Origin of the sequence: Limosilactobacillus oris DSM 4864 (genome assembly GCF_001434465.1) — a bacterium.
GTDB lineage: Bacteria > Bacillota > Bacilli > Lactobacillales > Lactobacillaceae > Limosilactobacillus > Limosilactobacillus oris.
Genome location: NZ_AZGE01000022.1, coordinates 1 through 26,608 on the forward strand (window position 1 = coordinate 1; position 26,608 = coordinate 26,608).

Below are 26,608 nucleotides of genomic sequence, written 5' to 3' on the forward strand. Positions count from 1 at the left end.
CTCATCAGTACTTCTTGACGAAGAGCCATCTCATTTAAGAGAAGAATTAGTTGTTACCGTTCTTCTTGATAATGTCTTCTTGGATAGCCTTTGGCACAGCTGAGTAGTGGTCAAAGGTCATCGTGAAGGTACCACGACCCTGCGTTGCTGAACGTAAGGCAGTAGCGTAACCAAACATTTCTGACAGTGGAACGAATGAGTGAACCAGTTGAGCGTTCCCCCGTTCTTCCATCCCGTCGATAGTACCACGACGAGCAGTAACTTGACCCATAACGTCACCCATGTTTTCTTCAGGGACAACGATGTCAACCTTCATGATTGGTTCAAGGATAACTGGGTCAGCCTTCTTCGCAGCATTCTTCAGAGCAAGGGATGCGGCAACCTTGAAGGCCGCTTCACTAGAGTCGACTTCGTGGTAACTACCATCGTAGAGCTTAGCGTGCATGTCAACAAGTGGGTAACCAGCAAGAACACCGTTTTGCATAGCTTCCTTCAAACCTTGTTCAACGGCTGGGATAAATTCACGCGGAACAACCCCACCGACAATAGCGTCTTCGAATTCGAAGCCCTTACCTTCTTCAAGTGGCGTAAATTCGATCCATACATCACCGTATTGACCCTTACCACCAGATTGACGAACGAACTTACCTTGAGCACTTGCTGGCTTAGTAAATGCTTCACGGTAGGAAACTTGTGGCTTACCAACAGTAACTTCGGCGTGGAATTCACGACGGAGACGTTCAACAATGATGTCCAGGTGCAATTCACCCATCCCGGCAATCAGAGTTTCACCAGTTTCAGGGTTAGTTTCAGCCTTGAAGGTTGGATCTTCTTCAGCCAGCTTTTGCAGACCCTTGTCCATCTTGTCTTGGTCAGCCTTGGACTTTGGTTCAACAGAAACCTGGATAACTGGTTCTGGGAAGTCCATGGATTCAAGTTGCAGTGGGTGGTCTGGATCGGTCAGAGAGTCACCAGTAGTGGTGTTCTTCAGACCGATAGCAGCGGCGATATCACCAGAGAATACTTCTGGGATTTCGTGTTGTTGGTTAGAGTGCATTTGCAGCAACCGACCAATCCGTTCACGCTTGTCCTTGGTAGCGTTCAGCACGTAAGAACCGGATTGCAGTGAACCAGTGTAAACCCGCAGGAAAGTCAGACGACCAACGAATGGGTCGGTAGCAATCTTGAAGGCCAAGGCAGCGAATGGCTTGTCGTCACCGGCAGTCAGTTCAACTTCGTTCCCATCAGCATCGTGGGCAACGAATGGCTTAACGTCCAGTGGTGATGGCAGGTAGTCGATAACGGCATCCAGCATCATCTGGATACCCTTATCCTTGTAAGCTGAACCAGCTAATACAGGGAAGAGTTGTTGTTCCAAAGTACCCTTACGGATAGCAGCCTTGATTTCGTCAACGGAAATCTCGTCACCTTCAAGGTACTTTTCCATGATGTTGTCATCAATGTCGGCCAGCGTTTCGATCATTGCATCGTGACGCTTTTGTGCTTCTTCCTTGAGGTCGTCTGGAATATCAACAGTATCCCAGTTCGTACCCAGCTTATCTTCATCGTAAACGTAAGCGACCATCTTAACCAGGTCAACGACACCGGAGAAAGTATCTTCGGCACCGATTGGCAGTTGGATTGGCAGCGGAGTAACGTTCAGACGGTCCTTGATGGTTTGAACAGAGTAGTCGAAGTTCGCACCAACCTTGTCCATCTTGTTAGCAAAGACAATCCGCGGAACGTTGAACTGGTCAGCTTGACGCCAAACAGTTTCAGTTTGCGGTTCAACCCCGGCCTGGGCATCCAGAACAGTTACGGCACCATCAAGCACCCGGAGCGCACGTTCAACTTCGACAGTGAAGTCCACGTGTCCTGGGGTATCGATGATGTTGATCCGGTAGTCCTTCCAAACGGCGGTCGTAGCAGCGGACGTGATAGTGATACCACGTTCCTTTTCTTCATCCATCCAGTCCATTTGGGAAGCACCGTCGTGGGTTTCACCAATCTTGTGAATCTTACCAGTGTAGTAAAGAATCCGCTCAGTAGCAGTCGTCTTACCGGCATCGATGTGGGCCATGATACCAATGTTACGAGTCTTAGCGAGTGGGTATTCACGTTTATTAGCCATTTTAAGAGTGTATCTCCTTCCAAAATATGGTTATAAAGTTAATCGTCATTTTTAGAAAAAGGGATGACGGTCTTTATTCAAAACTACGTCACCCCTTTATTGAAACCAGTTAAGCAACTGGCTTCAATTGACAGTGATTACCAGCGGTAGTGTGCGAAGGCACGGTTGGCTTCTGCCATCCGGTGCGTATCTTCACGCTTCTTAACTGAAGCACCTGTGTTGTTAGAAGCATCGATAATTTCACGAGCTAACCGTTCAACCATTGTGTGTTCCCCACGCAGACGTGCGTATTGAACAATCCAACGAAGGCCTAAGGTAGTCCGCCGGTCTGGACGAACTTCGATCGGCACTTGGTAGTTAGAACCACCAACACGCCGTGCCTTAACTTCCAGTACAGGCATAACGTTGTCCATTGCTTCTTGGAATACTTCAACTGGGTCGTTACCAGTTTCTTCCTTAATTTGATCGAAAGCTGCGTACAAAATCTTCGTAGCAGTCCCGCGCTTACCATCGATCATCAAGTGGTCAATCAAGCTCGTAACCAGCTTTGAGTTGTACATTGGATCTGGTAAGATTTCACGCTTTTGTACATGTCCTTTACGTGGCATTACTGAACTCCTCCTTTAAATTACTTCTTCTTAGGCTTCTTAGTACCGTACTTGGACCGTGATTGCATCCGGCCTTCAACACCAGCAGTATCGAGAGTACCACGGATAACGTGGTAACGAACCCCTGGCAAGTCCTTAACACGACCACCACGAATTAACACAACGGAGTGTTCTTGGAGGTTGTGACCGATACCTGGAATGTAAGCAGTAACTTCAATCAGGTTGGACAGACGTACACGGGCGTACTTCCGCAAAGCTGAGTTAGGCTTCTTAGGAGTCATCGTACCGACACGGGTAGCAACCCCACGCTTTTGTGGAGATGGCGTCTTAACTTCTTCTTTCTTGAAAGTGTTGTAAACATAACCAAGAGCTGGTGACTTTGACTTGCCCTTGTGGCTCTTACGGCCCTTACGTACCAATTGGTTAATGGTTGGCATAATTTTTCCCCTTCCTTATTTTAAGTCCACACATCCAGGTGGTTCTTTTTGAAGAATAAAAAAATTGCTGGATGATATTAGATTGTTGTGCCTTCGTTGACGCATTCGTCTGCCCAACGACAGACACTCGTTGCTAAAAAAGCACCTTAAATAGAGTATCACGCCCCCTAAAGAATGTCAACGAACACAGATAGTTATTTTCTTTTTTTACGTTTATCTATATTAGGAGGTTTTACCCATGCTTAAACTCTACTTTTTCCTTCTTGGCACGATCTTGGCCTCGTTCGCCGGGCTCGCCGCTTTCCGTCTGGGAGCTGGTCAGTCTCCGTGGTCGCCGGGACGTTCCTATTGCGACCACTGTCAGCATCGGCTCGCGCCCTGGCAGCTCATCCCCATCTGCGGTTACCTGTTCCAGGGCGGTCGTTGCCATTACTGTCAGACCCCCTTACCCATTTTTTACCCCTTTAGTGAACTCCTAACCGGTGGAGCCGCGCTGGTACTCTGCCACACCCTCTCCCCTTATTCCGCCGGCATCCTATTGGTGTTGACCAGCCTCGTCTTCCTAGCCAGCACCGACCACTTCTACCAGTTTATCTACCCGGCGGCACTAATCGGGCTTTTCCCGTTAGGACTTCTTTTTCGGGCAGCTTGCCCTGGAGGTTGGTGGCCGGCACTGGTATTGTTTGCTATTTTGCTGCTCTTTGTCCTCCTCTTCCGCTCACTTGGCTGGGGAGACTTAGAGTTCCTCACCGTCCTCCTCTTGGCCCTGGGCTGGTACCCAACTGCTCTGGTCCTGCTCACCGCCTGTCTCCTGACCATCATCATTAATTTCCATGCTCCGCCTCCCCGGCACGGCCGCGTCCCCTTCATGCCAGAGTTAGCCTTCGCCACCGGCATAATTATGCTCGTCATGTCACCAGCATAAAAAAAGCCCTACCATCTGAAAACACCAACTGGTAGAGCCATATCAATTATTTTTCTGCCGGGGCCGAGTCTTCTTCCACGACTTTCACTAGAAAGAGGTTATGTCCAAAGCGCGACAGGTTTTCAATATTTTGCAAGAGTAGGAGCAGCCAGGAAAAGGCCAAGCCAAATTCCAGCAGTTCAAAGGCCGTCAACGATAGGTAGTCGGTCAGCTTGAAAACGATGTACTCGATTCCCATCAAGGCCCCCACCGTGTACGACAGGATCAAGAACTGCCGCGTTATCCCGGGCAGCAGCCACTTAATCGCGGCAATTAAAATCAGAATAATGTACACCAGCCACATCGAAATCCGGTCATGAAGAATGTGGTACTGGGGATCATTAGGGAACAGGCCAATCGACGCAATGCAGGCGGACAGACCATACAGGAGCCACCGCAATACTAGGAGCTGCTTGCCGTGGAACCGGCGCTGGAGGTTAACGAATAAGTAGTCCACCAACGTTAACATCAATAGTCCCGAGAAAATCAACGTAATATTAAATTGGAAATTGGCCGAGTTTTGCGCTGTTCCCAGAAAGCTAAAGTTATGCCGCCACCAATCCCGGCTCGAATTAGTCAGCATGGCAAACACCATCCCGCCAATGATCATAATGGTCAGCAGGTTAGTAATCACTGCCGGCGTTAAGGTCATTGCGAGGTTGATCATTACGTAATTTACTACCGCGAGGACCATGAACACCATGACCGATGAGGTATAGATGTCAAAGCTGGCGTCCATAAACATTCGTTCTAACAGCCAGAAGGCCGCCGAAAACGAAAAGACTAGGATTAGGCCGGCCGCCACCACAATCGTTGGCAAATTTCGCCAATATAGTTCCTTGGTCGGTCCGGTTTTATGCAGCTTCGTCCAAATTGCCGTGATGATGAAAATTATCATCCCGCTAATCGTTCCCAACAAGGTAGCAGCGTTGGCAATCGAATAATCCTGCCCGTTTAAGGCAATTTGGTGAATAGCCTGACTCTTGGTGTAGACAAAAAAGATGACCATCATCAAGAATGCCGGAACGGTATATAGCCAGATGTTAATTTGCGGCAGCTGTTCCGCCACACCGGTCGGCCGCATATTCAGCTGCTTATGCTCCACACTCAAAGCCAACTCTTCTCCCGCGTGAATTTCCGTCTCCCGCAAGGCATCAGCCGGGATTTCAATTTTATACTTAGTAGCCACTTTTCCCCTTCTTTCTATAAAAAAGGAGTGGGACAGAACTAGCTTGCCTAGTTCGTTGTCCCACTCCCACAAAGATGGCTAGGTTAGTCAAAGACTGATTTCTCAGCATTTGGCCTGCCAACCACTGCTGCACAGCAGTTGAGCAGCTGACTTAATTTCCAGCCCCTTTTAATTAATCACCATTAGTTTTGCTTGTCTTCTTCCTTCATCTTGGCCTCAAGATCCTTGATGGAGTAAGCAGCAACACTGACTTCTTTTGGCTTAATGTTCCGGTAAGTACCCATCCCAGTACCAGCTGGAATAATCTTACCAATGATAACATTTTCCTTCAGACCAACTAATGGGTCGTTCTTGCCCCGAATAGCGGCATCCGTCAATACCCGCGTCGTTTCCTGGAAGGATGCGGCAGACAGGAAACTGTTAGTTTCAAGCGCTGCCTTCGTAATTCCGAGAATAACCGGCCGAGCAGTGGCTGGAATACCACCAGCATACAGGGTGGACTTGTTAGCGTCACGGAACTGGCTGATGTCCATTAGTTCACCTGGCAGGAGGTCAGTATCACCTGGATCCATGACCCGAACCTTCCGCATCATCTGGCGAATCATGATTTCAACGTGCTTATCCAGCAGGTCAATCCCCTGCATCCGGTAAACACCCTGAACTTGTGCCAACAGGTAAGTTTCGGTGGACAGAACATCACGAACTTGGATCAATTCCTTTGGATCGATGGACCCTTCGTTCAGTGCCGTTCCCCGGTGGATGAAGTCGCCTTCCGCAACCCGCATCCGGGCTGTAATTGGCAGAGTGTAAGTCCGCGTGTCAGTTTCACCCTTAACAGTAACGTCCTTAGTCCGTTCTGCCGGGTTTTCTTCGATGGAAACCACTTCACCAGTTACTTCAGTGATGGTTGCACGTCCCTTAGGGTTACGTGCTTCCACAATTTCTTGCACACGAGGAAGCCCCTGGGTAATATCTTCGTTTCCAGCAACACCACCAGTGTGGAAGTTCCGCAGAGTCAGCTGGGTACCTGGTTCACCGATAGATTGAGCGGCCACAGTACCAACAGCTTCACCGGCTTCTACCCGGTCACCAGTAGCGGCGTTCCGGCCGTAGCAGCGTTCGCAGACACCATGTTCAGTGTTGCAAGTAAAGGCTGAGCGAATCGTAACCTTCTTCACACCGGCATCAACGATCTTTTGAGCCATTGCTTCGTCAATCAGGACATTCTTGCCCACAATCTTTTCACCAGTTTGGGGATCAAAGACAGACTTCATTGTGTAACGACCCATAATCCGGTCGTACAGTGGTTCAATCATTTCGTTACCGTTGGTGATTGCCGTTACTTCCAGGCCACGGTCAGTGCCACAGTCCTTTTCACGTACAACTACGTCCTGGGCAACGTCGACCAGCCGCCGGGTCAGGTAACCTGAGTTGGCGGTCTTCAGGGCGGTATCAGTCATCCCCTTACGAGCACCGTGGGAGGACAGGAACATTTCCAGCACGGAAAGTCCCTCGTAGAAGTTAGACAGAACTGGCAATTCCATGATCTTACCGTTTGGTGAAGCCATCAAACCACGCATCCCGGCCAGCTGGGTAAAGTTAGAAATGTTACCACGCGCACCGGAATCGGACATCATGTTAATTGGGTTATGAATGTCCATGTGTTCGATCAGCTTGTCCTGCACTTCATCCTTAGCGTCGTTCCAGGCGCCGATTACCCGTTCGTACCGTTCGTCATCAGTAATCAGCCCCCGACGAAACTGCTTGCTGATCAAGGCAACCTGTTTCCGGGCCTTCTGAATAATTTCCGGCTTTTCCGGTAAGTCGTGGATATCGGACATCGCGGTCGTCAGACCAGAGATCGTCGATTCGTAGTAACCGAGGTCCTTGATCCGGTCCAGGAATTCAGAAGTCTTTGTAACCTTGTATTGCTTGTAAACTTCAGCAATCAGGTCAGACAGGAAGCCCTTCTTGAATGGTGGAACCAGTGGCGCATTTTCTAGGTATTCATGAATGTCTTGACCAGGTTCCAGGAAGAAGCGTTCGTCAACACCATCGTGAATGTTGGCGTCTGTTGGTTCGTTAATGTAGGCAAAATCCTTTGGCATGATCCGGTTGAAGAGGAGCTTACCAACGGAGGTTACCATAATCTTCTTGCGTTGTTCATCAGTAAACGGCTTGTCAGGGAATGACGATGCTTGGACACCAACCCGGGTCTGCAAGGAAACGTAACCATTCTTGTAGGCCATTTCGGCTTCATCGGTGTCGTTGAAGATCATCCCTTCACCTTCACGACCCTTATCTTCAGTCGTCATGTAGTAGTTACCGATAACCATATCCTGAGATGGGGAAACGATTGGTTCACCGTCACGAGGACTCAGAATGTGGGAAGCAGCCAGCATCAGCAGACGAGCTTCCGCCTGGGCTTCATCAGACAACGGAACGTGGATGGCCATCTGGTCACCATCAAAGTCGGCGTTGTAGGCGGTACATACCAATGGGTGGAGCCGCATGGACTTACCAGAAACCAGAATTGGTTCGAAGGCTTGGATCCCCAACCGGTGCAGGGTAGGTGCCCGGTTCAGCAATACTGGGTGTTCCTTAATGACATCTTCCAATACATCGAAGACGTCATCGTCCCGGCGGTCAATCTTCCGCTTGGCAGCCTTCACGTTGGCTGACAGGCCCCGCTTAACCAGTTCGTGCATGATGAAAGGCTTGAACAATTCCAAAGCCATTGGAACTGGCAGCCCCATTTGGTTCATCTTGAGGGATGGACCAACATCAATAACGGAACGGCCGGAGTAATCAACCCGCTTACCAAGCAGGTTCTGACGGAACCGCCCCTGCTTACCCTTGAGCAGGTGTGACAGGGACTTCAACGGACGGTTACCAGGACCAGCCACCGGACGACCCCGCCGACCGTTATCGATCAGGGCATCAACGGCTTCCTGCAACATCCGCTTTTCGTTTTGCACGATGATTCCAGGTGCCTGCAGTTTCAGGAGCCGCTTCAACCGGTTGTTCCGGTTAATTACCCGCCGGTACAAGTCGTTCAGGTCGGAAGTGGCGAACCGGCCACCTTCAAGCTGAACCATTGGCCGCAAGTCCGGTGGCATTACCGGAATAACGTCCATGACCATCCACTCAGGCTTGTTGCCGGACTTGAGGAAGGCTTCCAAAATGTCCAAGCGCCGGATAGCCCGCGTCCGCTTTTGACCGGTAGCTTCCTTCAGCTCTTCCTTTAGTTCAGCAGCTTCCTTTTGCAGGTCTACGTCTGCCAAGAGTTTCTTAATGGCAGCAGCACCCATTTCAGCGGTGAAGCGGTCGCCGAATTCAGCCTTCTTGTCCCGGTATTCTGCTTCGGACAACAGTTGTTTCTTTTCCAGCGGCGTGTCGCCTGGGTCAAGAACAACGTAGGAAGCAAAGTAAATGACTTCTTCCAGGGAACGAGGACTCATATCGAGGACCAAGCCCATCCGACTAGGAATCCCCTTGAAGTACCAGATGTGGGAAACTGGTGCGGCTAATTCGATATGGCCCATCCGTTCACGACGAACCTTGGAACTGGTGACTTCAACACCACAGCGGTCACAAACCCGGCCCTTGTAGCGAACCCGCTTGTACTTACCACAAGCACACTCGTAGTCCTTAGTTGGGCCAAAGATTCGCTCATCAAACAGACCCTGCTTTTCTGGCTTCAGTGTCCGGTAGTTGATGGTTTCCGGCTTCTTTACTTCACCGTATGACCAGCTCCGGATCTTATCTGGGGAAGCCAGACCGATCTGCATGCTTTCAAATTTATTGACATCAATCAAAGGATGTTCCTCCTTATTTCTTAGTACATGAGTGAAGAACTATATCTTAAATCCTACTTAGCATTATCTTCGGTGGAAGATGACGAAGCGGTCTTATCCTTGCCATCCGCACTGTGCTGTTCAGCATACTTAGCAAGAGCGTCAACGCTAACAACTTCGGCGTCATCCTCATCCATGTTCTTCAATTGAACTTCCTTTTGGTTGCCATCGAGAACCTTCATGTCCAGGCCAAGTGCTTGTAATTCCTTGACCAGAACCCGGAATGATTCTGGAACACCTGGCTTTGGAATTGATTCACCGTTGATGATGGCATCGTAAGTCCGAACACGACCAACGGTATCATCGGATTTGTAAGTCAGGATTTCTTGAAGGGTGTAGGCAGCACCATATGCTTCAAGAGCCCAAACTTCCATTTCACCAAACCGCTGACCACCGAATTGGGCCTTCCCACCAAGTGGTTGTTGGGTAACCAGTGAGTAAGGACCAGTGGACCGAGCGTGAATCTTATCATCAACCATGTGCGCCAGCTTCAGGTAGTGCATGGAACCAACGGCAATCCGGTTTTCAAATGGTTCACCAGTTCGACCATCGTAGAGGATCGTCTTCCCGTCTTCTGGGAAGCCGGCTTCCCGCACAGCATCCCAAACATCCTTGTCGGTTGCCCCATCAAAGACTGGAGTAGCCATGTGGATGCCTAAACGCTTAGCAGCCATCCCCAGGTGCAATTCCAGCAGCTGACCAATGTTCATACGACTTGGCACACCCATTGGGCTCAGCATGATGTCGATTGGTGTTCCGTCTGGCATGTATGGCATATCTTCTTCAGGGATAACGATAGAAACGGTCCCCTTGTTACCGTGCCGACCAGACATCTTGTCACCGACCTGGATCTTCCGCTTTTGAGCGATGTAAACCCGGACCATGGTGTTCACACCTGGTGACAATTCATCCCCGTTTTCTCGGGTAAAGATCTTAACGTCCTGGACGATTCCGCCGCCACCGTGAGGAACACGGAGGGAAGTGTCACGAACTTCACGGGACTTTTCACCAAAGATGGCGTGCAGCAGCCGTTCTTCGGCTGACAGTTCAGTCATTCCCTTTGGCGTAACCTTACCAACCAGGATATCGCCATCGTGAACTTCGGCCCCAACGCGGACAATCCCGTCCTCGTCCAGGTCCTTCAACGCGTCATCCCCGACGTTTGGAATTTCACGGGTCATTTCTTCAGGCCCCAGCTTCGTCTCACGAGCTTCTGACTCGTAAGATTCGATGTGGATAGACGTGTAAACGTCATCCTTAACCAGCCGTTCGTTGATGGCAATGGCATCTTCGAAGTTGTAACCCTGCCAAGTCATGAAGGCAATCAGTGGGTTTTGACCTAATGCCAATTCCCCTTCTTCCATGGATGGACCATCAGCGAGGACGTCATCGGCATCCACATGTTCGCCAACCTTAACAATCGGACGCTGGTTGTAGTTCTTACCACCGTTAGAACGACGGAACTTCATCAGCTTGTAAGTGTCTAATGAACCATCGTCTTCACGAACCCGAACTTCACGTGCGTCAACGTATTCAACGGTACCAGGCTTCTTAGCAATCAAGGCCACCCCAGAGTCGTGAGCTGCTTTGTAGTCAATACCGGTACTTACCAGTGGTGCGTGTGGGTTGATCAACGGAACAGCTTGCCGCTGCATGTTGGCACCCATCAGCGCACGGTTAGAGTCATCGTTTTCAAGGAATGGAATACATGCGGAAGCAACGGAAACAACTTGTTTTGGTGAAACGTCCATGTAGTCGACGTTTTCAACACTGGTTTCAATGTAGTCATCCTTGTCACGAGCCATAACCTCATCATCAACAAAGGAGCCATCGTCATTCAACGGTGAGTTTGCCTGGGCGATGATGAAGTTATCTTCTTCGTCGGCCGTCAGGTAGTCGATCTTGTCGGTTACCTTATGGTCTTTCCAAGATACACGACGGTATGGCGTTTCAATAAAACCATACTTGTTAACACGAGCGTATGAGGAAAGACTGTTGATCAGACCGATGTTTGGCCCTTCAGGCGTTTCAATCGGGCACATCCGGCCGTAGTGGGTATAGTGCACATCACGAACTTCGTAACCAGCCCGGTCACGGGTCAAACCACCAGGACCAAGGGCAGACAGACGACGCTTGTGGGTCAATTCACCCAGTGGGTTGGTTTGGTCCATGAACTGGGACAGTTGGGAGGAACCAAAGAATTCCTTGATGGAAGCAACCACTGGCCGAATGTTGATCAATTGTTGCGGTGTTACCGTGTCAGGATCCTGAATGGACATCCGTTCACGAACAACCCGTTCCATCCGGGCAAGCCCGATTCGGAATTGGTTTTGCAGCAATTCACCCACGGAACGAATCCGCCGGTTACCCAAGTGGTCGATATCATCGGTGTTGCCGATTCCTTCTTGCAGGTTAAAGAAGTAGTTCAGGGAAGCAAGAATATCAGCTGGTTCGATGTGCTTGTACTCCAATGGAATGTGACCATTACCAATAATCGGCACAACCCGGTCTGGGTCATTCTTGGAGTAAACCAAAATCTTTTGCAGTTTTACTGGTTCCGTTACTACCGCTTCGTCGGATGGCGTGTAAGTAACCATCTTGAAGTCATCACGGTCCAGGTACGGTTCCAGCTTCTTCAGGTTTTCCTTATCAACGGTGTCACCCTTTTGTGCCAACACTTCACCAGTATCTGGGTCAGCTAACGTTTCCGCCAGGGTCTGACCAAGCAGCCGGTATTTCAGCATCAGCTTCTTGTTAGTCTTGTAACGACCAACTGGAGCCATGTCGTAGCGCTTCGGATCAAAGAACCGCGCCGTCAACAGGTTCCGCGCTGAATCAGCGGTCTTTGGTTCACCTGGACGCAGCCGTTCGTAGATGTCCTTCAACGCCTCTTCAACCCGGGAGTCTTCGGCGTTCTTGTGAACATCCTTATCCAGGGTCAGGGACAGGTTTTCACTGTCGCCACCAAACATATCAATGATTTCATCGTCGGAGCCGAAACCAAGGGCCCGAACTAATTCAGTCATTGGCAGCTTCCGGGTCCGGTCAATCCGGACGTACGAAATGTTCTTGGCGTCAGTTTCGTATTCCAGCCAAGCACCACGGTTAGGAATAAAGGTAGCGCCATAGCTTGGCCGACCATTCTTATCGGCTTCTTCATTGTAGTAGACACCTGGTGAACGGACTAATTGGGAAACAATTACCCGTTCGGCACCATTAATAATGAAGGTTCCCTGGTCAGTCATCAGTGGGAAGTCACCGAAGAAGACGTCCTGGGACTTGATTTCCCCAGTTTCGTGGTTGGTTAACCGTAACGTGACGTGAAGTGGTGCTGAGTAGTTCGCATCATGCTCACGTGCTTCATCAACAGTGTACTTCGGTTCTAAAAGTTGATAGTCCACGAATTCCAAAGAGAGCTTTCCTTGGAAATCGTCAATCGGCATAATATCATCAAACATTTCCCGCAAACCTTTGTCCATAAACCAATTGTAAGAATCGGTCTGGATTTCAATCAGGTTTGGCAACTCGAGAACTTCTTTAATTCGGGAGTAGCTACGACGGGTACGGTGCTTACCGTATTTTACTAAATGTCCGGCCAAACTGTTCACCTCTCTAATTTGTTGGGTGGGTTCATTTAAATGTTACATTTTGATTACAATTTAACCAAAACCCGCATTTTGGGCAAAAAAAATCCAAAAACAGTATTGGGACTGTCTTTGGTTTTATTGCAGAACCCGATGGACAATAGATCACCGGGCTCAAATGAACTCACAATTACATACTGTATTAGTATAGTTGAAGCAATTGCGAATGTCAATAATTAAGTTTTACTTTCCCCGCTTTGCCAGACCATTAATGATGCAGTCAAGAATCAGCTGGTCACGCTCGTCGTCAGAAATGGAGTGCCCACCGATGAGCTGGTAGGTCCCAAAAAGTGGTGACAGGCTCGCCAAGAACAATTCCGCCGCTTCCTTGGGCAACAGATCTGGGCGCAATTTCACGGACGGCTGCTTAAAGTAATCGCTGATTGGTTCCAAGTAGTCCATGGTGAAAATGATGTTGAGCTTTTGCTGTGAACTCTTTGAAAGGAGGAGCATCGCCTGCCGGTACTGGTCGTAAATACTCAGTGGGTGGTGCTTCTTGAGAACCTTAACGATTTCTAACAACTGTTCTTCCGACGCTAAGTCGTGCTTCCGCATCACTTTGTTGATTTCCTGGCGAATCTTTCCTGATAGCTTGTTCATCACGTCCAGGTATAAGACTTCCTTGTCGCTAAAGTGGTGGTATAGCGCCGGCTGGGTGATTCCAATCTGCTTGGCGATATCCCGGGTTGAGGTTTCACCAAATCCTTTTTGCAAGAATAACTTTGTAGCCGTCTTGATAATCGCCTGACGAGTTTTTTCTAATTGTTCTGCTCGTTTCATTAACTAACTTCCTCCTCAAATTGGCTAACCTCTATTATAGGACTAATATTTATCACAAGACAACCGCTGAATAGGCAAAAATAGCGCTAAATTCGTTTTTTTTATTGTCGAATTCAGCGCTATCTGCTAGACATTATTGGTTGGCTTTGACTAATTTCTTTGCAGCTGGGGCCTTCACCTTCACCGTAATTTCGCCATGGTGGGCACCAACGGTCACGGTATCACCCGGCTTAATTTCACCATCAATCAGGGCCGTGCTCAGGCGGTCTTCAATTTTATCCTGAATTGCCCGACGGAGCGGCCGGGCCCCGTATTCAGGGTCGTAGCCCACCGCGGCGATTAGGTCAACTGCCGCAGGCGTGACTTTCAGGCTAATCTCCTGTTCAGCAACCCGGTCACGCAGTTCGTTAGTCATCAACTTCACGATCTGGTGGAGTTCCTGCTTATTCAATGAATGGAAGATGATGGTTTCATCAATCCGGTTCAGGAATTCCGGCCGGAAGTGCAATTTCAGCTGCTGACGAATAGCCCCCGCCATCGCATTGTAATCCTGGCTCATGTCCCGGGCCCCGAACCCGACTTCCTTTTCATCCTGGAGCTGGGTCGCACCAAGGTTGGACGTCATAATAATAATCGTGTTCCGGAAGTCAACCCGGCGACCCTTGGAATCGGTCAGGTAACCGTCATCCAAGACCTGAAGCAAGAGGTTAAAGACGTCAGGGTGGGCCTTTTCGGCTTCATCCAGCAGAACGACGGAATACGGGTGCTGACGAACCTTTTCCGTCAGCTGGCCTCCTTCATCGTAGCCCACGTAACCGGGCGCGGCCCCAATCAGCCGGCTGGTGCTGAACTTTTCCATGTACTCGGACATGTCGATCCGAATCATGTTGTCCTCGGAGCCGAACATCGCCTCAGCCAGTGCCTTGGCTAACTCTGTTTTACCAACCCCGGTTGGCCCTAAGAACATAAAGGAACCAATCGGCCGGTTCGGGTTCTTCAAGCCGCTCCGGGCCCGACGAATTGCCTTAGCAACTGCGTCAACGGCTTCGTTCTGGCCAATCACCCGCTTATGGAGGACCTTTTCCAGGTTGATCAGCCGGTCACTTTCACTCCGCTTCAACTGGGTTAGCGGCACACCGGTCCACTCGGCGACGACCTTGGCAACGTCTTCGCCAGTCACCTTGAGACGGTAGTGCTGTTCTGCCTGCCGTTCGCTGACCCGGTCAGCCTGCTGCTCCTGCTTAGCCCGCAGCGATAATTCCTGCTCCCGCAGGTCGGCCGCCCGGTCAAAGTCCTGCTGTTCAATTGCCGCCTCCTTAGCAGATTGCAATTCCGCAATTTGCTCGTCTAATGACGGCTTGCGGGTCTTCTTCTCCTCGGCATTGATCCGGACCATGGCTGCCGCCTCGTCCATCAGGTCAATTGCCTTGTCTGGGAGGAAGCGGTCAGAGATGTAGCGGTCGGAGAGCTTAACGGCCTGTTCCAAAGCCTCATCAGTAATCTTGACATGGTGGTGGGCCTCATAGCGTGGCCGTAGCCCCTTCAGGATAGCCAAACTTTCTTCTGGGGTTGGCTCGTCGACCTGAACGGTTGCAAACCGCCGTTCCAGAGCTGCGTCAGATTCAATGTACTTTTGGTACTCGTCAAGGGTAGTCGCCCCGATTGTTTGCAGTTCTCCCCGGGCTAAAGCCGGCTTCAAGATGTTGGAGGCGTCAATGGCCCCCTCAGCACCCCCGGCTCCAATCAGCGTATGCAGCTCGTCGATAAAGAGGATGACGTGCCCGTCCGCCTGGATTTCGTCAATCACCTTTTTAAGACGGTTTTCGAATTCGCCCCGGTACTTAGTGCCCGCGACCAACGAACCCATATCGAGGACCATCAGCCGCTTATTAGCCAGCTCAGCTGGAACCGTTCCGGCCACCATCTCTTGGGCTAGGCCTTCAGCAATAGCGGTCTTCCCTACTCCCGGCTCACCAATCAGCACCGGGTTATTCTTGGTCCGGCGGCTGAGGATCTGAATCGTCCGCCGAATTTCAGCATCACGCCCAACGACTGGATCCAGCTGCTGGTTCCGCGCCATCTGGGTCATGTCCCGAGCCAGCTTATCAAGGGTCGGTGTACCACTCTTGCGGTTGCTTTCCTGACGGTTGTTCTGGCGACGAAGCTGGCTTTCCGCTACTCCCAGCCGCCGCAGAGTCACCTTCCGAACCTGACGGGGCAAAACATCTAGGCTAAAGAGAATCCGTGAAGACAGGACACTCTCATCTGCAATCAGCGCCAGCAGCAGGTGTTCAGTCCCAATTTTGAGGGAGTGCATCTGCTGGGCCTCCTGACCAGCCAGGGCCAAGACCTGCTTAGCTTTCGGTGAATATGGCAGGTAGTCAGCTGGGCCGAGCTGGTCAAGCGTTCCGTAACCAATTAGCCGTTCAATCTCTTCACGAATGTCATCACTGGTAATTGAAAACTGTTCAAAGATCTTGTTGGCAATCCCATCCTTATCCATCGCCAACGCGAGCAAGAGGTGTTCAGTCCCCACTGCTTGGTGTTTAAAGTATTTAGCTTGTTCATGGGCAATCATCAAGACATGCTTAGCACTAGGAGTAAACATGTTATCCATTAGCAATCATCCCTTCTAACTTTCATACCGTAATCGATTCAGTAGCGAAATCAACACGCGTGCTCTTAACCGGGCTTCAATATCGGTATCGCCAACGTCCAGTGTCTGCTTGGCAAGTGCCACAAGCATCAAGTCACCCTCGCGCTGGGTGATGACCTTTTCATCGTAAAGGGTCTGAACGATGGCAAACGCATCACGTTCCCGAATTGAGTCGCCAATTGTTTGGATTAATGAGTTTAACACGTCAATGTTATCAAGTAAATTAACACGCTCAATCCGGATATAACCACCGCCGCCACGCTTGCTCTTGACGAGGTAACCATTTTGGATGGTAAACCGGGTCTTGATGACATAGTTGATCTGGGACGGGACCACGTCAAAGTGGTTTGCAATCTCGGAACGGCGAATCTCAATCTGAGCAGAGTCGCCCAGAATTTCTTTCAAGTAAGCTTCAATAATATCTGAGATACTCTTATTCTCCATCATTCACCCTCCGTTATCTGACTAATACTGACCATTATTTTATCATAATTTGTATTTTTTGCCCATCCAAAGTGCTCGTATAAGAAAACAGGACTGTAGCCTAGCTACAATCCTGTTTTCTGATTAACCTAATTAACTGTAATTACTTTTCGAGGGAGAAGTCAACAACGTTCCGACCAACAACCTTGTTGTCCTTTAATTCTTGGATCATGTCATTGATTTCGGAAAGTTTCCGGGTCTTAACGATTGGGTGAACCTTGCCTTCAGCACCGAATTGGAAACATTCAGCCAGGTCTTGACGAGTACCAACCAGAGAACCGGCAACGATGATGCCGTCAAGAACAGTCTTGGCAATGTTCAGCTTCATGTCACCTTGTGGAAGGGCAACGGCAACTAACTTACCATCTGGGCGCAGGGAGTTAACGGCTTGGTCAAAGGCTGCGGTCGTAACGGCAGTAACAACTGCGGCGTGAACCCCGCCAACCTTTTCTTGAATCTGTTCGTCAACATTGTCATCGTGACGGTTGATGCAGATTTCAGCACCATTTTCCTTAGCAGCCTTCAGCTTGTCTTCGTTACCATCAACGGCGATAACGTGGGCACCAAAGACGTTGTGGGCAAATTGAATCCCCAGGTTACCCAGACCACCAGCACCAACGATTGATACCCATTGGCCAGGCTTGATGTCAGCAACCTTCAAAGCCTTGTACATCGTAACCCCGGCACAAGTTAAGGAAGTGGCTTCAACTGGGTCCAAGCCTTCTGGAACCTTAACAGCGTAGTCAGCTGGAACGATACATTGTTCAGCCATGGCACCATCAGCAGTGTAACCAGCGTTCAGAACGTTCCGGCAAAGAGTTTCACGGCCAGTCAGACAGTATTCACAGTGACCACAGCCCTTGAAGAACCAAGCGATTGATACCCGGTCGCCAACCTTTAAGCTGGTAACACCAGGAGCAACCTTTGATACCCGGCCGACACCTTCGTGACCAATAATCCGGCCCGGCTTCTTACCAAAGTCACCAGCAGCACAGTGAAGGTCAGTGTGGCAAAGACCACAGTATTCCATGTCAACCAGTGCTTCACCCGGCTTCAAATCACGAAGCTGAACATCCTTAACAGTAACGTATCCATCGACTGGATCATTGATAACAGCAGCTTTCATATGCTAAGATCTCCTTCTCAAAAGACATGTTATTTTTTTCACAATTATTATGATACCAGAGACCCCCGTTTTTTTAAAGCCTTCTTTCGGACATTTTATAAATAAATGTCAAACCATTGCGGTTAATATACCACGCTTTACGCCACTAGCACTCGTTTCAAGATAGTCAAACCAATTCCAAGATTTACTAAAGCTTTATTACTAATTTCACTAACTAAAAATAACAAGATTGCAAACCATCTCACAATCATCCCTTGTGAACATGACGGCCCAATTGACGAGGAACCCCCTGCCAATAGTAATTGAGGACCGCAATCAGTAGGAAGACCGCCGCGGCCACCGTTACACCCCACCAGCGGAAACTGGCCCAGGCATTGATACCAATGACGGTTCCTAGGGCCCCACCGAGAAAGTAGGAAAACATGAAGATCGAATTATTCCGGCTGTTCGTCTTCCGGCTCAGAGACTGAATAATGGCCTGGTTAGTCACCTGGCTAAACTGGGTGCTTAGGTCCAGGACAACGATCCCCAGCATTAACAGCCATAGGTTCCCGGTAAAGACGCCAAAGATGACATAGGCGCCGACCCCCAGCCACCAGCTGCACTTAATGTTGTCCCGGGGCGAATAGCGGTCAACCAGCCGCCCAATCGTCGGCGCGGCAATAATGGCGACCACCCCGAGCAGGCCCATGCTCCCGGCCACGGCACTCCCGTAACCAAAGCGGTCCGCTAGCAGGAAGGACAGGGTCGCCCAAAAGAGGTTGGCGATGCCGAACATACAAAAGCCGTTGACCGCCGCGCCTCGAAGGTAGGGATACTCCCTAATCAAGCGGGGAAGCGTCTGTAAGAGCTGGGGATAGCTAAAGTGGCTGTTCAACCGGCGCGGATCATCCGGTACCCAGTAGTGGATCAAAACCAGGAGGACAAGGTTCAATGCCGCCGCCAGGAAGTACACCGCCTGCCAACCCCACCGCGCGGCAATCACCCCGCTAAAGGTCCGGGCGAACAAGATTCCAGTCAGCATTCCGCTGATCATTGTCCCCAGGATCGGTCCCTGCTTCTTGACCGGCGTCAGATAGGCCACGTAAGGAATAATAATCTGCCCACCGACCGAGGTCAGGCCGATCGCCACTGCGGCAATACCAAATACGACCGCGTTTGGCGCACAAGCGGCCAGCAGGAGGCTAAGTACCGACAGCCCCTCCATTAACTGTAAAAAACGGTAGCGATTATACGCGTCCCCGAGCGGAACTACCAGCAAAAGCCCCACTGCATAGCTGGCCTGGGTCAGCATCGCAATGACTGCTACTGCTGACGGGGCCACCCGGAAACTGGTCGTTAGCAACTCCTCGATTGGCTGAATGTAAAACATACTAGCAACAATAATCCCGACACTTGCCGCGAGGAAAACGACTTTAGGTCGGGGAAATTCAACATAATTATCATTCATCTGCTGTTCACCTCTTCAAGGGACAGCATAGCCCAGCACGTTACCAGGCAGAAGTGCCAACTTAGCATTGCCGGTTAGGCCTCCTTGGCATCCCCCAGCAGTTCAGCGACGACCTTATCAAGAACCGCTTGTTCCCGCGCAAAGGCGGTGACCGCACGCCGCGGCAAGTCCGGCAGAGAAGCCCCCGCTAGTTCCGGTGTCGTCAGCATCAAGTGTGCCACCATCCCCGCAGGCAGGATTGTGAGGTAGTCAGTCTGCAAAATCAATTGCAGCATGGTAGCCGTGTAATCGACCTGGCGAATATGACGAAACAATTCCCGCTGGCGCAAGATTTCCTGGGTCACTGGGCAATAATCGGGCGCCAGCAAGAGATCCTGCCCCCGCAAGTCCGCAAGCTGGGTCACCGTCCCCATGGCCGTTAACGCTGGCCGACGACTGAGTACACACATCGTTTCCTTTTTCAAACACCGTTTGACGTATTCACCCGAAATTGCGGTGCTTAGCGAGCCGTTAATAATCACCAGGTCTAGGTCACCAGCATTAAAGAGGTCCACCAGCTTCACCCCTTCATTTTCAATTTTTAGCTGGTTCAAGTCGGCTAGGTGGCGGGCAAAAAAGTCCGGGAAGAGGTAGGCTGCGATGTTGTCAAAGGCCCCCACCCGCAAGCTGGACCAGTCAAGCGGTGCGGGCTGGCGCAGGGCGGTAAAGTCAGCCAGGAGTTGGTTGGCGTGCTGGGCAAAGTTCCGTCCCGCGATAGTTGGTTCCACTCCCCGGGCCGTTCGGACAAACAGCGGCGCGCCGTACCACTCCTCAAGCTGGCGAATCTTCTTGCTGACCGTTGACTGGTCGATATACAGGTAGTTGCTTGCCCGGCTAAAGCTCCGCAACCTGCTGACAATTAAGAAAGTCCGGATAAGGTCAATGTTAAGGTTATCCATTCTTATTCCTCCATTAATTACTGCTACCATACAGCATCCGAATGGTCTGGCGGTCGGCCTTCGTAATCCCGGTCCGCACGTTATTCGGAATCATCACACTATGACTGCCCTGTGGCGCGTGTGCCAGGCCGAGGGCGTGCCCTAATTCATGCTGGGCCACCTCGCCACGAAAAACTCGGCTAGTGTATTCCAAGTGCGGTTCATCAAGGGTCGACCGTGCTTGGATCAGAGCGTGGGTGTCAGGATTATATTCAGAGCGGGTAGAACCCAGCTGAGTGGTAACGTAGCCGACTGTTGGCGATGGTTGCCCATTAGAAAGGTCGCCGCTCTCGACGATGATGTCTGCTTGATCACGGTGCCGGGTCCAGGTCAGATGGATGACACCGGTCTTGTTCCACGCTTTAACGGCATCGCAGAAGGCGGTTGCGAGCGCTCGGTCGCGGGTCGCCAGGTAAATTTTTAAATGGGTGGTCGGCCAACGGTAGCCCTCCAGCGGCACCGGGGTCTTATCCGGCAAATAAAGCTGGTGCTTAGCGGCGCGGGCGGCCTGGGGAGAATCGGCGATACCTGACTGGTCAGTCGCGGAGCTTGCTCCCACGTTAAACTCCGGTACCGAGCCGACCGTTGGCTGATCAGCCGCCTGTGCTGGCATGGAGATTGTCAGAATCAGGAGCAGCGTTGCATTCACAATCAGTGATTTGATAATTGCCATCATCCCCTTCCAAGTTACGCGTTCTTTCCTGATAATGTTCTCATTTAATAGTAGAAAAGACAAGCCATGCCACCACTTAAAAAGCAGCCAGCTAAGCGCCAGGCCGCTTCGTCTCAATTCGATCATTCAGTTAACTTATCTTGTGTTAAACTGAACTATGAAAGGGATTTATTTATATTAATAACTGATAAATTTATATTATCAGAATTGTTGAAGGGGTTGAGATGCTATGAATAATAGGGTAAATCCATCAGGGATTACGAGACAACGTTTCGCACTGCGCAAGCTCTCCGTCGGGGTCGTCTCCGTGTTAATCGGCCTGACCTTTATCTCTGGAAATACCAAGTCCGCAAAAGCCGATACCAGTTCTCAATCGGCTGGTGCACCGGTCACGGAGGATAATGCCAGTTCACCGCAAGTGGCGGCGACGACTGCTCTCCAGACCAACCAAAGTGTCAGTCTCAACACGTCCCAGTCGACCGTGCCACTGCAAACACAGGCTCAATCAACCGCCGCTGCTACTCCGGCGGTGACCGCCAACCATAGCGATCAGCAAGTACCAACTGGTAAAACGGCTAATCGGATGAACAATAGTGCCCGAGTGCAGGCTGCCGTCAATTCGACTGTTCAGCCGCGGGCGAATGCCACTGCGCCTGCCAGCACGGCTAGCCAATACAACACGAATGATTGGGTGGGGCAGCTTGATAACGCCACCCACGAATTCACCCTAACCAAGTACCAGGGCAGCGACCAGACCAACGTTCATATCCCGAACACCAGCGACTTTATCAAAGCCGGGGTCATTACGTCTAAAGATAAGGTCTACATCACCAAGGACCTCTTACACTCACTCCGTTGCCAGCAACGCAGTCAGCCTGACAATCGACGACGCCGGTGCCACGGGCGAAAACAAGCTCTACATCAAGGGCGATATTGGCGGGGCCCTCTCCTGGTGTATGCACCTGACGACCTTGGACCTGCATAGCCTAGACACCAGTGGTGTAACAAGCACCAAGGGTCTGTTTACCGGAGCCACCGTGCTCAGGGTTGCCAACCTAGCCAACTGGGACCTCCGCAACGTCACGGACATGGGCTGGATGTTTGACCGGATCCAAGGCAATATGCAGAAGCTGATCTTAGATAACTGGCAACTGAACCCCGACGCAAGTGACCAGGGGATGTTCAGCTACGCCTTCCCCAACGAAGTATCGGTAAACGGAATGCAAAACATGAGCACCCAAATCCTCAACGTCTATGTCAACGCCTTCCGGAAGAACAGCACGCTGACGACGATTGACCTCAGTTCCACCACCCTAAGTCCAAAGATTCAGAGCCTGATGTTCGCCTTCCGCAACCTGAATAACGTCAAGAGTATCAACATCAGCGGCTGGGATATTAGCCACGTTACAAATGTTAACGCCATGTTTAGCGGTGACGGGGCCCTGGAGACGGTTAACCTCCATGGTTTGGATTTTCGGAACACTAAGGGCTTAGGCGGTGCAATGTTCTACGGTGATAGTAAAATTGCCACTATTGATATGAGCAACACTAAGTTTGCTGACATTCCCAGCGGTAATAGTGACGCCTTTGGCTTCGTCAACAACATCACCACACTTAATCTGGACGGCGCCGAAAACATCCCTCCCTACGTTCTCCAAGAGTTTGTTGTCGCCGCTCGCAATCGTCATGCCAAGACGGTTGATCTGAGCCCCTTCACAGTCACCTCCACCATCAGCAAGCTCGATGGATTCTTCCAGGACTTGCCGGACATGGAAACCATTAACCTAACCGGGCTGAACACCGCGAACGTTACTAGTATGCAAGTACTGTTCCGCCGGGACTACAAGCTCACTAAGATTATCGGCTTAAATGCACTCAATACCAGTAAGGTTACCAGCATGAAGGGGATGTTCACCCAGGATACCAGTCTAGCGGACGTTAACCTCAGCGGCCTTGATATTTCCAAGGTCACCGATATTAGCGAACTCTTTTCCGGTGACCAAAATCTGACCAGCCTTAACTTGAGTGGCTTGACCTTCCAGGAGGGAATCAAGGACGACGATGTCTTTAGAAGTGCCCTCGATAAACTGACCGAGCTCAACCTGACCAATACCAAAACCATCCCCGCTTCCATCCTGCGGGCCTACGTGGCGGTTGCACGCAACACCCACGCCAAGAGTATCGACCTCAGTACGCTGAGTATTTCACGGCAAATTACCAACCTTAGCGGTCTCTTTGCCGATCTTCCCGATGTGGAAACTATCAACGTCAACAATCTCAACACGGGGAACGTCACGGACATGAGCAGCATGTTCAACAACGACCCGCAGCTGACCCGGATTATTGGGATTGGCAGCTTCGACACCCACAACGTCACCAACATGAGCAGTATGTTCGCCGCTTACCACAACAATACAGTCCACCCCTTAGAACCTCTAGTACCGACCTACTTTGGGAAACTGCAGGAACTCGACCTGTCAAACTGGAACACCAGCAAGGTTACCGACATGAGCTTCATGTTCGCCGGCCAACAGCACCTGACTAGGCTCGGGAAGTTGTCAAACTGGGATACCAGTAAGGTTACTGTCATGAGTCATATGTTTGAAGCCCTCGCCAGTCTACCAGACGACCAGCTAACGGGCTTAAACTGGAATACCGCCAACGTTTATAACATGAACGCGATGTTTTACGGTATGGAATTACAAAAGGATCTCTCCTTCGTCAATAATTGGCAAACTGGTAAGGTAAAGGACATGAGCTATATGTTCGCCAACGATCCCGTGCTGACGAGCCTGGACCTCTCGCATTGGGACACTGGTCAGGTCGGGACATTCAATGCTCCGCAAGATTACAGTTTTGCGCTGATGTTTGCCAACGATACAGCGCTCACGTCGGTCGGTGATATTTCCCACTGGAACACCGCCAACGTTCACAGTACCCGCTACATGTTTACCAACACCAAGAACCTCACCAAGCTGGACCTGAGTGGTTGGAATACCAGCAAGCTGCAAATTGCCGGTGGAATGTTCAAGGGCGCCGGAGTCCAACAGCTGAACTTAAATAACTGGAACTTCAGCAACCTCCATCACTTCAACAACTACGGCTATTCGGCAAAGCAGGGTGAATTCCGCGGGCCCGAAGAAATGTTTGCCGACCTGGCGAATAAAGCCGTGATCACGATGAACAACATTTCCCTGCCAGGCACCACTGATGCCTTCGTAGTCACTGATTTTGCCGGCACACAGCCAATCGTGGTTTTGGCTAACGGCCACGACGGCCGAGTATTGCCAGCCCTAACTGCGCTAAATCAGCAGACCTGGACGGATGATAACGGTAAGACCGTCACGGGACGGCAAAACTCCAATATTCTGACACTGGTCAGGGCGGACAACCAGGGTACCAAAGTTGGTGAGCACGGATTGAACTTTGTCTTTGTTGACCAGGCCGACCTCAGCAACCACCTGAATTCCCAAATCGCCGCTAACCAGGTCAAGAGCGACATCGGTTCGTTCAGTCAAAGCTGGGACCAGCAAGGAGACACCAGCAACGGCCTTTTGAAGGCAAGACTGCGACGGTCCCCAGCGGCCAATGATGCCTTCCTGGCAGACTGGGTAACACCGGAATACCAGCTGAACACTGCTAAACCAGCCACACCAACTGCCCCGGCCAATCCGGGTACCGGGACAAACGCTGGCAGACCGTTTACTCCCGGTCAAGCAGGAGCTGGCGCGGGTCTGACCAGCCAAGCTCAGAAGGCCCGGGGAACCATCAATGGCGGAAACAGTCAAGCTAAGGTCAGTTCCGCCCTCCCACAAACTGGTGATCAGGAAAGCCACGCGGCATTCTTCGGGTTGTTAATGCTGCCATTCCTGGCACTGGGAGCAGTTGTTAACCGGCGGCACGAAAAGTGATCCCGAGTGGAAAGTGCTAGGAATAAGAGGGGAGCGGGACAAAACTAGCTCGTCTAGTTCGTTGCCCCACCCCCGTCACACGTAGGTTGCAGCATCATTACCTTTAAAACGGCAAAAAGACTGGGAGAAAACGTTGCTTTTCTCCCAGTCTTTTATTAGTTCTTAACTATTATCAAGATAACATGCGAAACCAGTAGGCTAACTGCGTATCGTAGCCACAGGGCTAGTGTCTAACGCCGTACAGCAAGGCTATTTGCTTACGAACGCTAGCCGACCCGTGCAGTGCCGACTATTCGTTCTAATCCTGTCGAGGAGGTTATTTCTCGTTCCCTTTCGTTTAACCGAGAATATGATTGATGAACAGGATTCCTAGAATAATTACGGCCCAGCGTAGCAATACCTTTATGTTTTGACGCCTGCTGAACCGCTTCTTGCAGGCCTCAGCAGCCTTAACGAGCTCCGGTGAAACTGTCAATTGCTGCTCGGTGTACTCGCTTGAGTCTAGGCTCTGCTGGTGGTTGAAGTCTTCGCCATTCAGGTGGAAGTGGGCCCCGTAGATAATGTTGTAAATCTTCCACTGGGCGCTCCCCTTCTCCCGGCCAAAAACAACGTAGTCAATCCACTGCTGGCGTTGGAATGAGGAATTAAAATCAGAGAGGACGTTGACTTCATTATCCAGTCCCCTTACCTGGACCTTTGCGATAATCAGGTCAGGAGAAACCCGCTGCGCTGAGACAACCCGGCCATGGTTAACTACCACGTCATCAATGATTCCCTTTGACGCCTTGGCAATAATTTCGGTACGCATAGTCGACGAGAAGACCCGGCCCAACTGCGACTTCAACCGGTTCATATAATGACTGCTGTCAGCGAAACAGCGGCGGATCGACTGCCCATAGGCAAATTGTGCCTGGGCGTAAGTATCGATTAGGTTCTGTACTAATTGGTCATCCACAGCATTGTTTTCTAAGCGGATCTTGGCGTTCTTGAGTCCCCGTTTGAAATCCTTAATCTTCATGTTAGGCGTGAGCATCCAGGCCGCCAAGCCATTAACCGCCTTGAGGTCGCAGAAGCGCCGATAGAAGTATACAGCGATCCCTGCAATAATGGTGAGCACGTAAAGTCCCGCGAAGCAAAGGACGAAGAGAACGGCCCTAGAGCCGTCACTGGTATGGTGGTCGCCCGAAATGCTACTGCTGCTTCCAGTTGACGAACTACTACCACCGCCACCAGTCGAACTGCTGCCGCCACCACCGGTTGACCCCATTGACGCAAAGGCCGCCTGGTAGGTTAACACCTTGGCAATCACAATAGTCAGGGTAAGTTTCCAATGTTTGAAAAGGTTGTACCGTTCCATTTTTCTCCCGCCTTGTTAATCAAGTTATAACAGTATCTTTGGTATTGTATCATATGATAAAGCTGGAAAAGCAATTATTTTGGAGCATTTTTTAGGATATTAGTCTATCATAAGATTAACGTCAAAAGAGGGGCACCCTTCATACAACTTGCTCTATTCCGTTCATTATTATTTCAAATAAAAGGCTCAACAGAGTAATTAAATCAGCCGTTTAACGGTCCCATCTTTACAAAAGCAGCCTATTTCTGTGCGTAGGTCTAGCCTTAAAATTTCAGTTGAACTTAAAACATAACAGCACATTTAAAACCTGTCCTAAAAAATAAAAGGCTGTTATCACGGTTCTACAATTTTAAGTACTGATGGAT

At 50.5% G+C, this 26,608-nt stretch carries 17 protein-coding genes; 3 read left to right on the forward strand and 14 right to left on the reverse strand.

Annotated features, from left to right (window positions below):
* Window positions 1-46: 46 nt before the first annotated feature.
* The 3 genes from fusA to rpsL all read right to left on the reverse strand — a co-directional run bounded on the left by fusA (window position 47) and on the right by rpsL (window position 3,176).
* Window positions 47-2,131 carry an elongation factor G gene (gene fusA / locus FC49_RS07370; protein WP_003711578.1) on the reverse strand — a complete coding sequence of 695 codons (2,085 nt, stop codon included), beginning with the start codon at window positions 2,129-2,131 and terminating at the stop codon, window positions 47-49.
* Between the two features lie 137 nt (window positions 2,132-2,268).
* Window positions 2,269-2,739 (reverse strand): 30S ribosomal protein S7, encoded by a 471-nt coding sequence (gene rpsG / locus FC49_RS07375; protein WP_003711602.1) that lies wholly within the window; start codon window positions 2,737-2,739, stop codon window positions 2,269-2,271.
* A 20-nt stretch (window positions 2,740-2,759) separates the two neighbouring features.
* Window positions 2,760-3,176 carry a 30S ribosomal protein S12 gene (gene rpsL, locus FC49_RS07380; protein WP_003711584.1) on the reverse strand — a complete coding sequence of 139 codons (417 nt, stop codon included), beginning with the start codon at window positions 3,174-3,176 and terminating at the stop codon, window positions 2,760-2,762.
* A 238-nt stretch (window positions 3,177-3,414) separates the two neighbouring features.
* Between rpsL and FC49_RS07385 the strand changes: the two genes are divergently transcribed.
* Entirely contained in the window at window positions 3,415-4,101 is a 687-nt protein-coding gene (locus tag FC49_RS07385; RefSeq protein ID WP_056984672.1) for a prepilin peptidase, read from the forward strand.
* 46 nt (window positions 4,102-4,147) lie between these two features.
* On the opposite strand, the gene FC49_RS07390 is transcribed toward FC49_RS07385, so the two are convergent.
* The 10 genes from FC49_RS07390 to FC49_RS07435 form a co-directional block, all read right to left on the reverse strand.
* Window positions 4,148-5,329 carry a DUF998 domain-containing protein gene (locus FC49_RS07390; protein WP_056984673.1) on the reverse strand — a complete coding sequence of 394 codons (1,182 nt, stop codon included), beginning with the start codon at window positions 5,327-5,329 and terminating at the stop codon, window positions 4,148-4,150.
* A 182-nt stretch (window positions 5,330-5,511) separates the two neighbouring features.
* Window positions 5,512-9,147: a DNA-directed RNA polymerase subunit beta' gene (gene rpoC, locus FC49_RS07395; RefSeq protein ID WP_003716010.1), complete on the reverse strand. Its 3,636-nt coding sequence runs from the start codon at window positions 9,145-9,147 to the stop codon at window positions 5,512-5,514.
* 53 nt (window positions 9,148-9,200) lie between these two features.
* Window positions 9,201-12,794 (reverse strand): DNA-directed RNA polymerase subunit beta, encoded by a 3,594-nt coding sequence (gene rpoB / locus FC49_RS07400; RefSeq protein WP_056984674.1) that lies wholly within the window; start codon window positions 12,792-12,794, stop codon window positions 9,201-9,203.
* Window positions 12,795-13,013: 219 nt separating this feature from the next.
* Window positions 13,014-13,610 carry a TetR/AcrR family transcriptional regulator gene (locus FC49_RS07405; protein WP_003711574.1) on the reverse strand — a complete coding sequence of 199 codons (597 nt, stop codon included), beginning with the start codon at window positions 13,608-13,610 and terminating at the stop codon, window positions 13,014-13,016.
* A gap of 133 nt (window positions 13,611-13,743) precedes the next feature.
* Window positions 13,744-16,227, reverse strand: a complete 2,484-nt coding sequence (locus tag FC49_RS07410) for an ATP-dependent Clp protease ATP-binding subunit (protein ID WP_003711583.1) — start codon at window positions 16,225-16,227, stop codon at window positions 13,744-13,746.
* A gap of 15 nt (window positions 16,228-16,242) precedes the next feature.
* Window positions 16,243-16,710, reverse strand: a complete 468-nt coding sequence (locus FC49_RS07415; protein WP_034537907.1) for a CtsR family transcriptional regulator — start codon at window positions 16,708-16,710, stop codon at window positions 16,243-16,245.
* A 142-nt stretch (window positions 16,711-16,852) separates the two neighbouring features.
* On the reverse strand, window positions 16,853-17,875 hold the full coding sequence (adhP, locus tag FC49_RS07420; RefSeq protein WP_003711599.1) for an alcohol dehydrogenase AdhP: 1,023 nt from the start codon (window positions 17,873-17,875) through the stop codon (window positions 16,853-16,855).
* 247 nt (window positions 17,876-18,122) lie between these two features.
* Window positions 18,123-19,325 carry an MFS transporter gene (locus FC49_RS07425; protein ID WP_056984675.1) on the reverse strand — a complete coding sequence of 401 codons (1,203 nt, stop codon included), beginning with the start codon at window positions 19,323-19,325 and terminating at the stop codon, window positions 18,123-18,125.
* Between the two features lie 74 nt (window positions 19,326-19,399).
* Window positions 19,400-20,263: a LysR family transcriptional regulator gene (locus tag FC49_RS07430; RefSeq protein ID WP_056984676.1), complete on the reverse strand. Its 864-nt coding sequence runs from the start codon at window positions 20,261-20,263 to the stop codon at window positions 19,400-19,402.
* 13 nt (window positions 20,264-20,276) lie between these two features.
* The gene (locus tag FC49_RS07435) at window positions 20,277-21,101 is read right to left on the reverse strand and encodes a matrixin family metalloprotease (protein ID WP_235804889.1); all 825 of its coding nucleotides are present in this window, start codon (window positions 21,099-21,101) and stop codon (window positions 20,277-20,279) included.
* A gap of 103 nt (window positions 21,102-21,204) precedes the next feature.
* Between FC49_RS07435 and FC49_RS10190 the strand changes: the two genes are divergently transcribed.
* Complete coding sequence (locus FC49_RS10190; protein ID WP_235804890.1) at window positions 21,205-21,960, forward strand: YSIRK-type signal peptide-containing protein; 756 nt, start codon at window positions 21,205-21,207, stop codon at window positions 21,958-21,960.
* Window positions 21,932-24,886, forward strand: a complete 2,955-nt coding sequence (locus tag FC49_RS10195) for a BspA family leucine-rich repeat surface protein (RefSeq protein WP_235804891.1) — start codon at window positions 21,932-21,934, stop codon at window positions 24,884-24,886. The genes FC49_RS10190 and FC49_RS10195 overlap by 29 nt, the downstream gene beginning before the upstream one ends.
* Before the next feature lie 337 nt (window positions 24,887-25,223).
* Here FC49_RS10195 and FC49_RS07450 read toward each other — a convergent pair whose 3' ends face one another.
* Window positions 25,224-26,243 carry a hypothetical protein gene (locus FC49_RS07450; RefSeq protein WP_056984678.1) on the reverse strand — a complete coding sequence of 340 codons (1,020 nt, stop codon included), beginning with the start codon at window positions 26,241-26,243 and terminating at the stop codon, window positions 25,224-25,226.
* Window positions 26,244-26,608: the final 365 nt, after the last annotated feature.

What these genes read in the sequence shown, in the direction of transcription:
- fusA (WP_003711578.1), bottom strand. Translation starts at nt 2,131, where the DNA reads ATGGCTAATAAACGTGAATACCCACTCGCTAAGACTCGTAACATTGGT.
- rpsG (WP_003711602.1), bottom strand. Translation starts at nt 2,739, where the DNA reads ATGCCACGTAAAGGACATGTACAAAAGCGTGAAATCTTACCAGATCCA.
- rpsL (WP_003711584.1), bottom strand. Translation starts at nt 3,176, where the DNA reads ATGCCAACCATTAACCAATTGGTACGTAAGGGCCGTAAGAGCCACAAG.
- FC49_RS07385 (WP_056984672.1), top strand. Translation starts at nt 3,415, where the DNA reads ATGCTTAAACTCTACTTTTTCCTTCTTGGCACGATCTTGGCCTCGTTC.
- FC49_RS07405 (WP_003711574.1), bottom strand. Translation starts at nt 13,610, where the DNA reads ATGAAACGAGCAGAACAATTAGAAAAAACTCGTCAGGCGATTATCAAG.
- FC49_RS07410 (WP_003711583.1), bottom strand. Translation starts at nt 16,227, where the DNA reads ATGGATAACATGTTTACTCCTAGTGCTAAGCATGTCTTGATGATTGCC.
- FC49_RS07415 (WP_034537907.1), bottom strand. Translation starts at nt 16,710, where the DNA reads ATGGAGAATAAGAGTATCTCAGATATTATTGAAGCTTACTTGAAAGAA.
- adhP (WP_003711599.1), bottom strand. Translation starts at nt 17,875, where the DNA reads ATGAAAGCTGCTGTTATCAATGATCCAGTCGATGGATACGTTACTGTT.
- FC49_RS07425 (WP_056984675.1), bottom strand. Translation starts at nt 19,325, where the DNA reads ATGAATGATAATTATGTTGAATTTCCCCGACCTAAAGTCGTTTTCCTC.
- FC49_RS07430 (WP_056984676.1), bottom strand. Translation starts at nt 20,263, where the DNA reads ATGGATAACCTTAACATTGACCTTATCCGGACTTTCTTAATTGTCAGC.
- FC49_RS07435 (WP_235804889.1), bottom strand. Translation starts at nt 21,101, where the DNA reads ATGATCGAATTGAGACGAAGCGGCCTGGCGCTTAGCTGGCTGCTTTTT.
- FC49_RS10190 (WP_235804890.1), top strand. Translation starts at nt 21,205, where the DNA reads ATGAATAATAGGGTAAATCCATCAGGGATTACGAGACAACGTTTCGCA.
- FC49_RS10195 (WP_235804891.1), top strand. Translation starts at nt 21,932, where the DNA reads ATGCACCTGACGACCTTGGACCTGCATAGCCTAGACACCAGTGGTGTA.
- FC49_RS07450 (WP_056984678.1), bottom strand. Translation starts at nt 26,243, where the DNA reads ATGGAACGGTACAACCTTTTCAAACATTGGAAACTTACCCTGACTATT.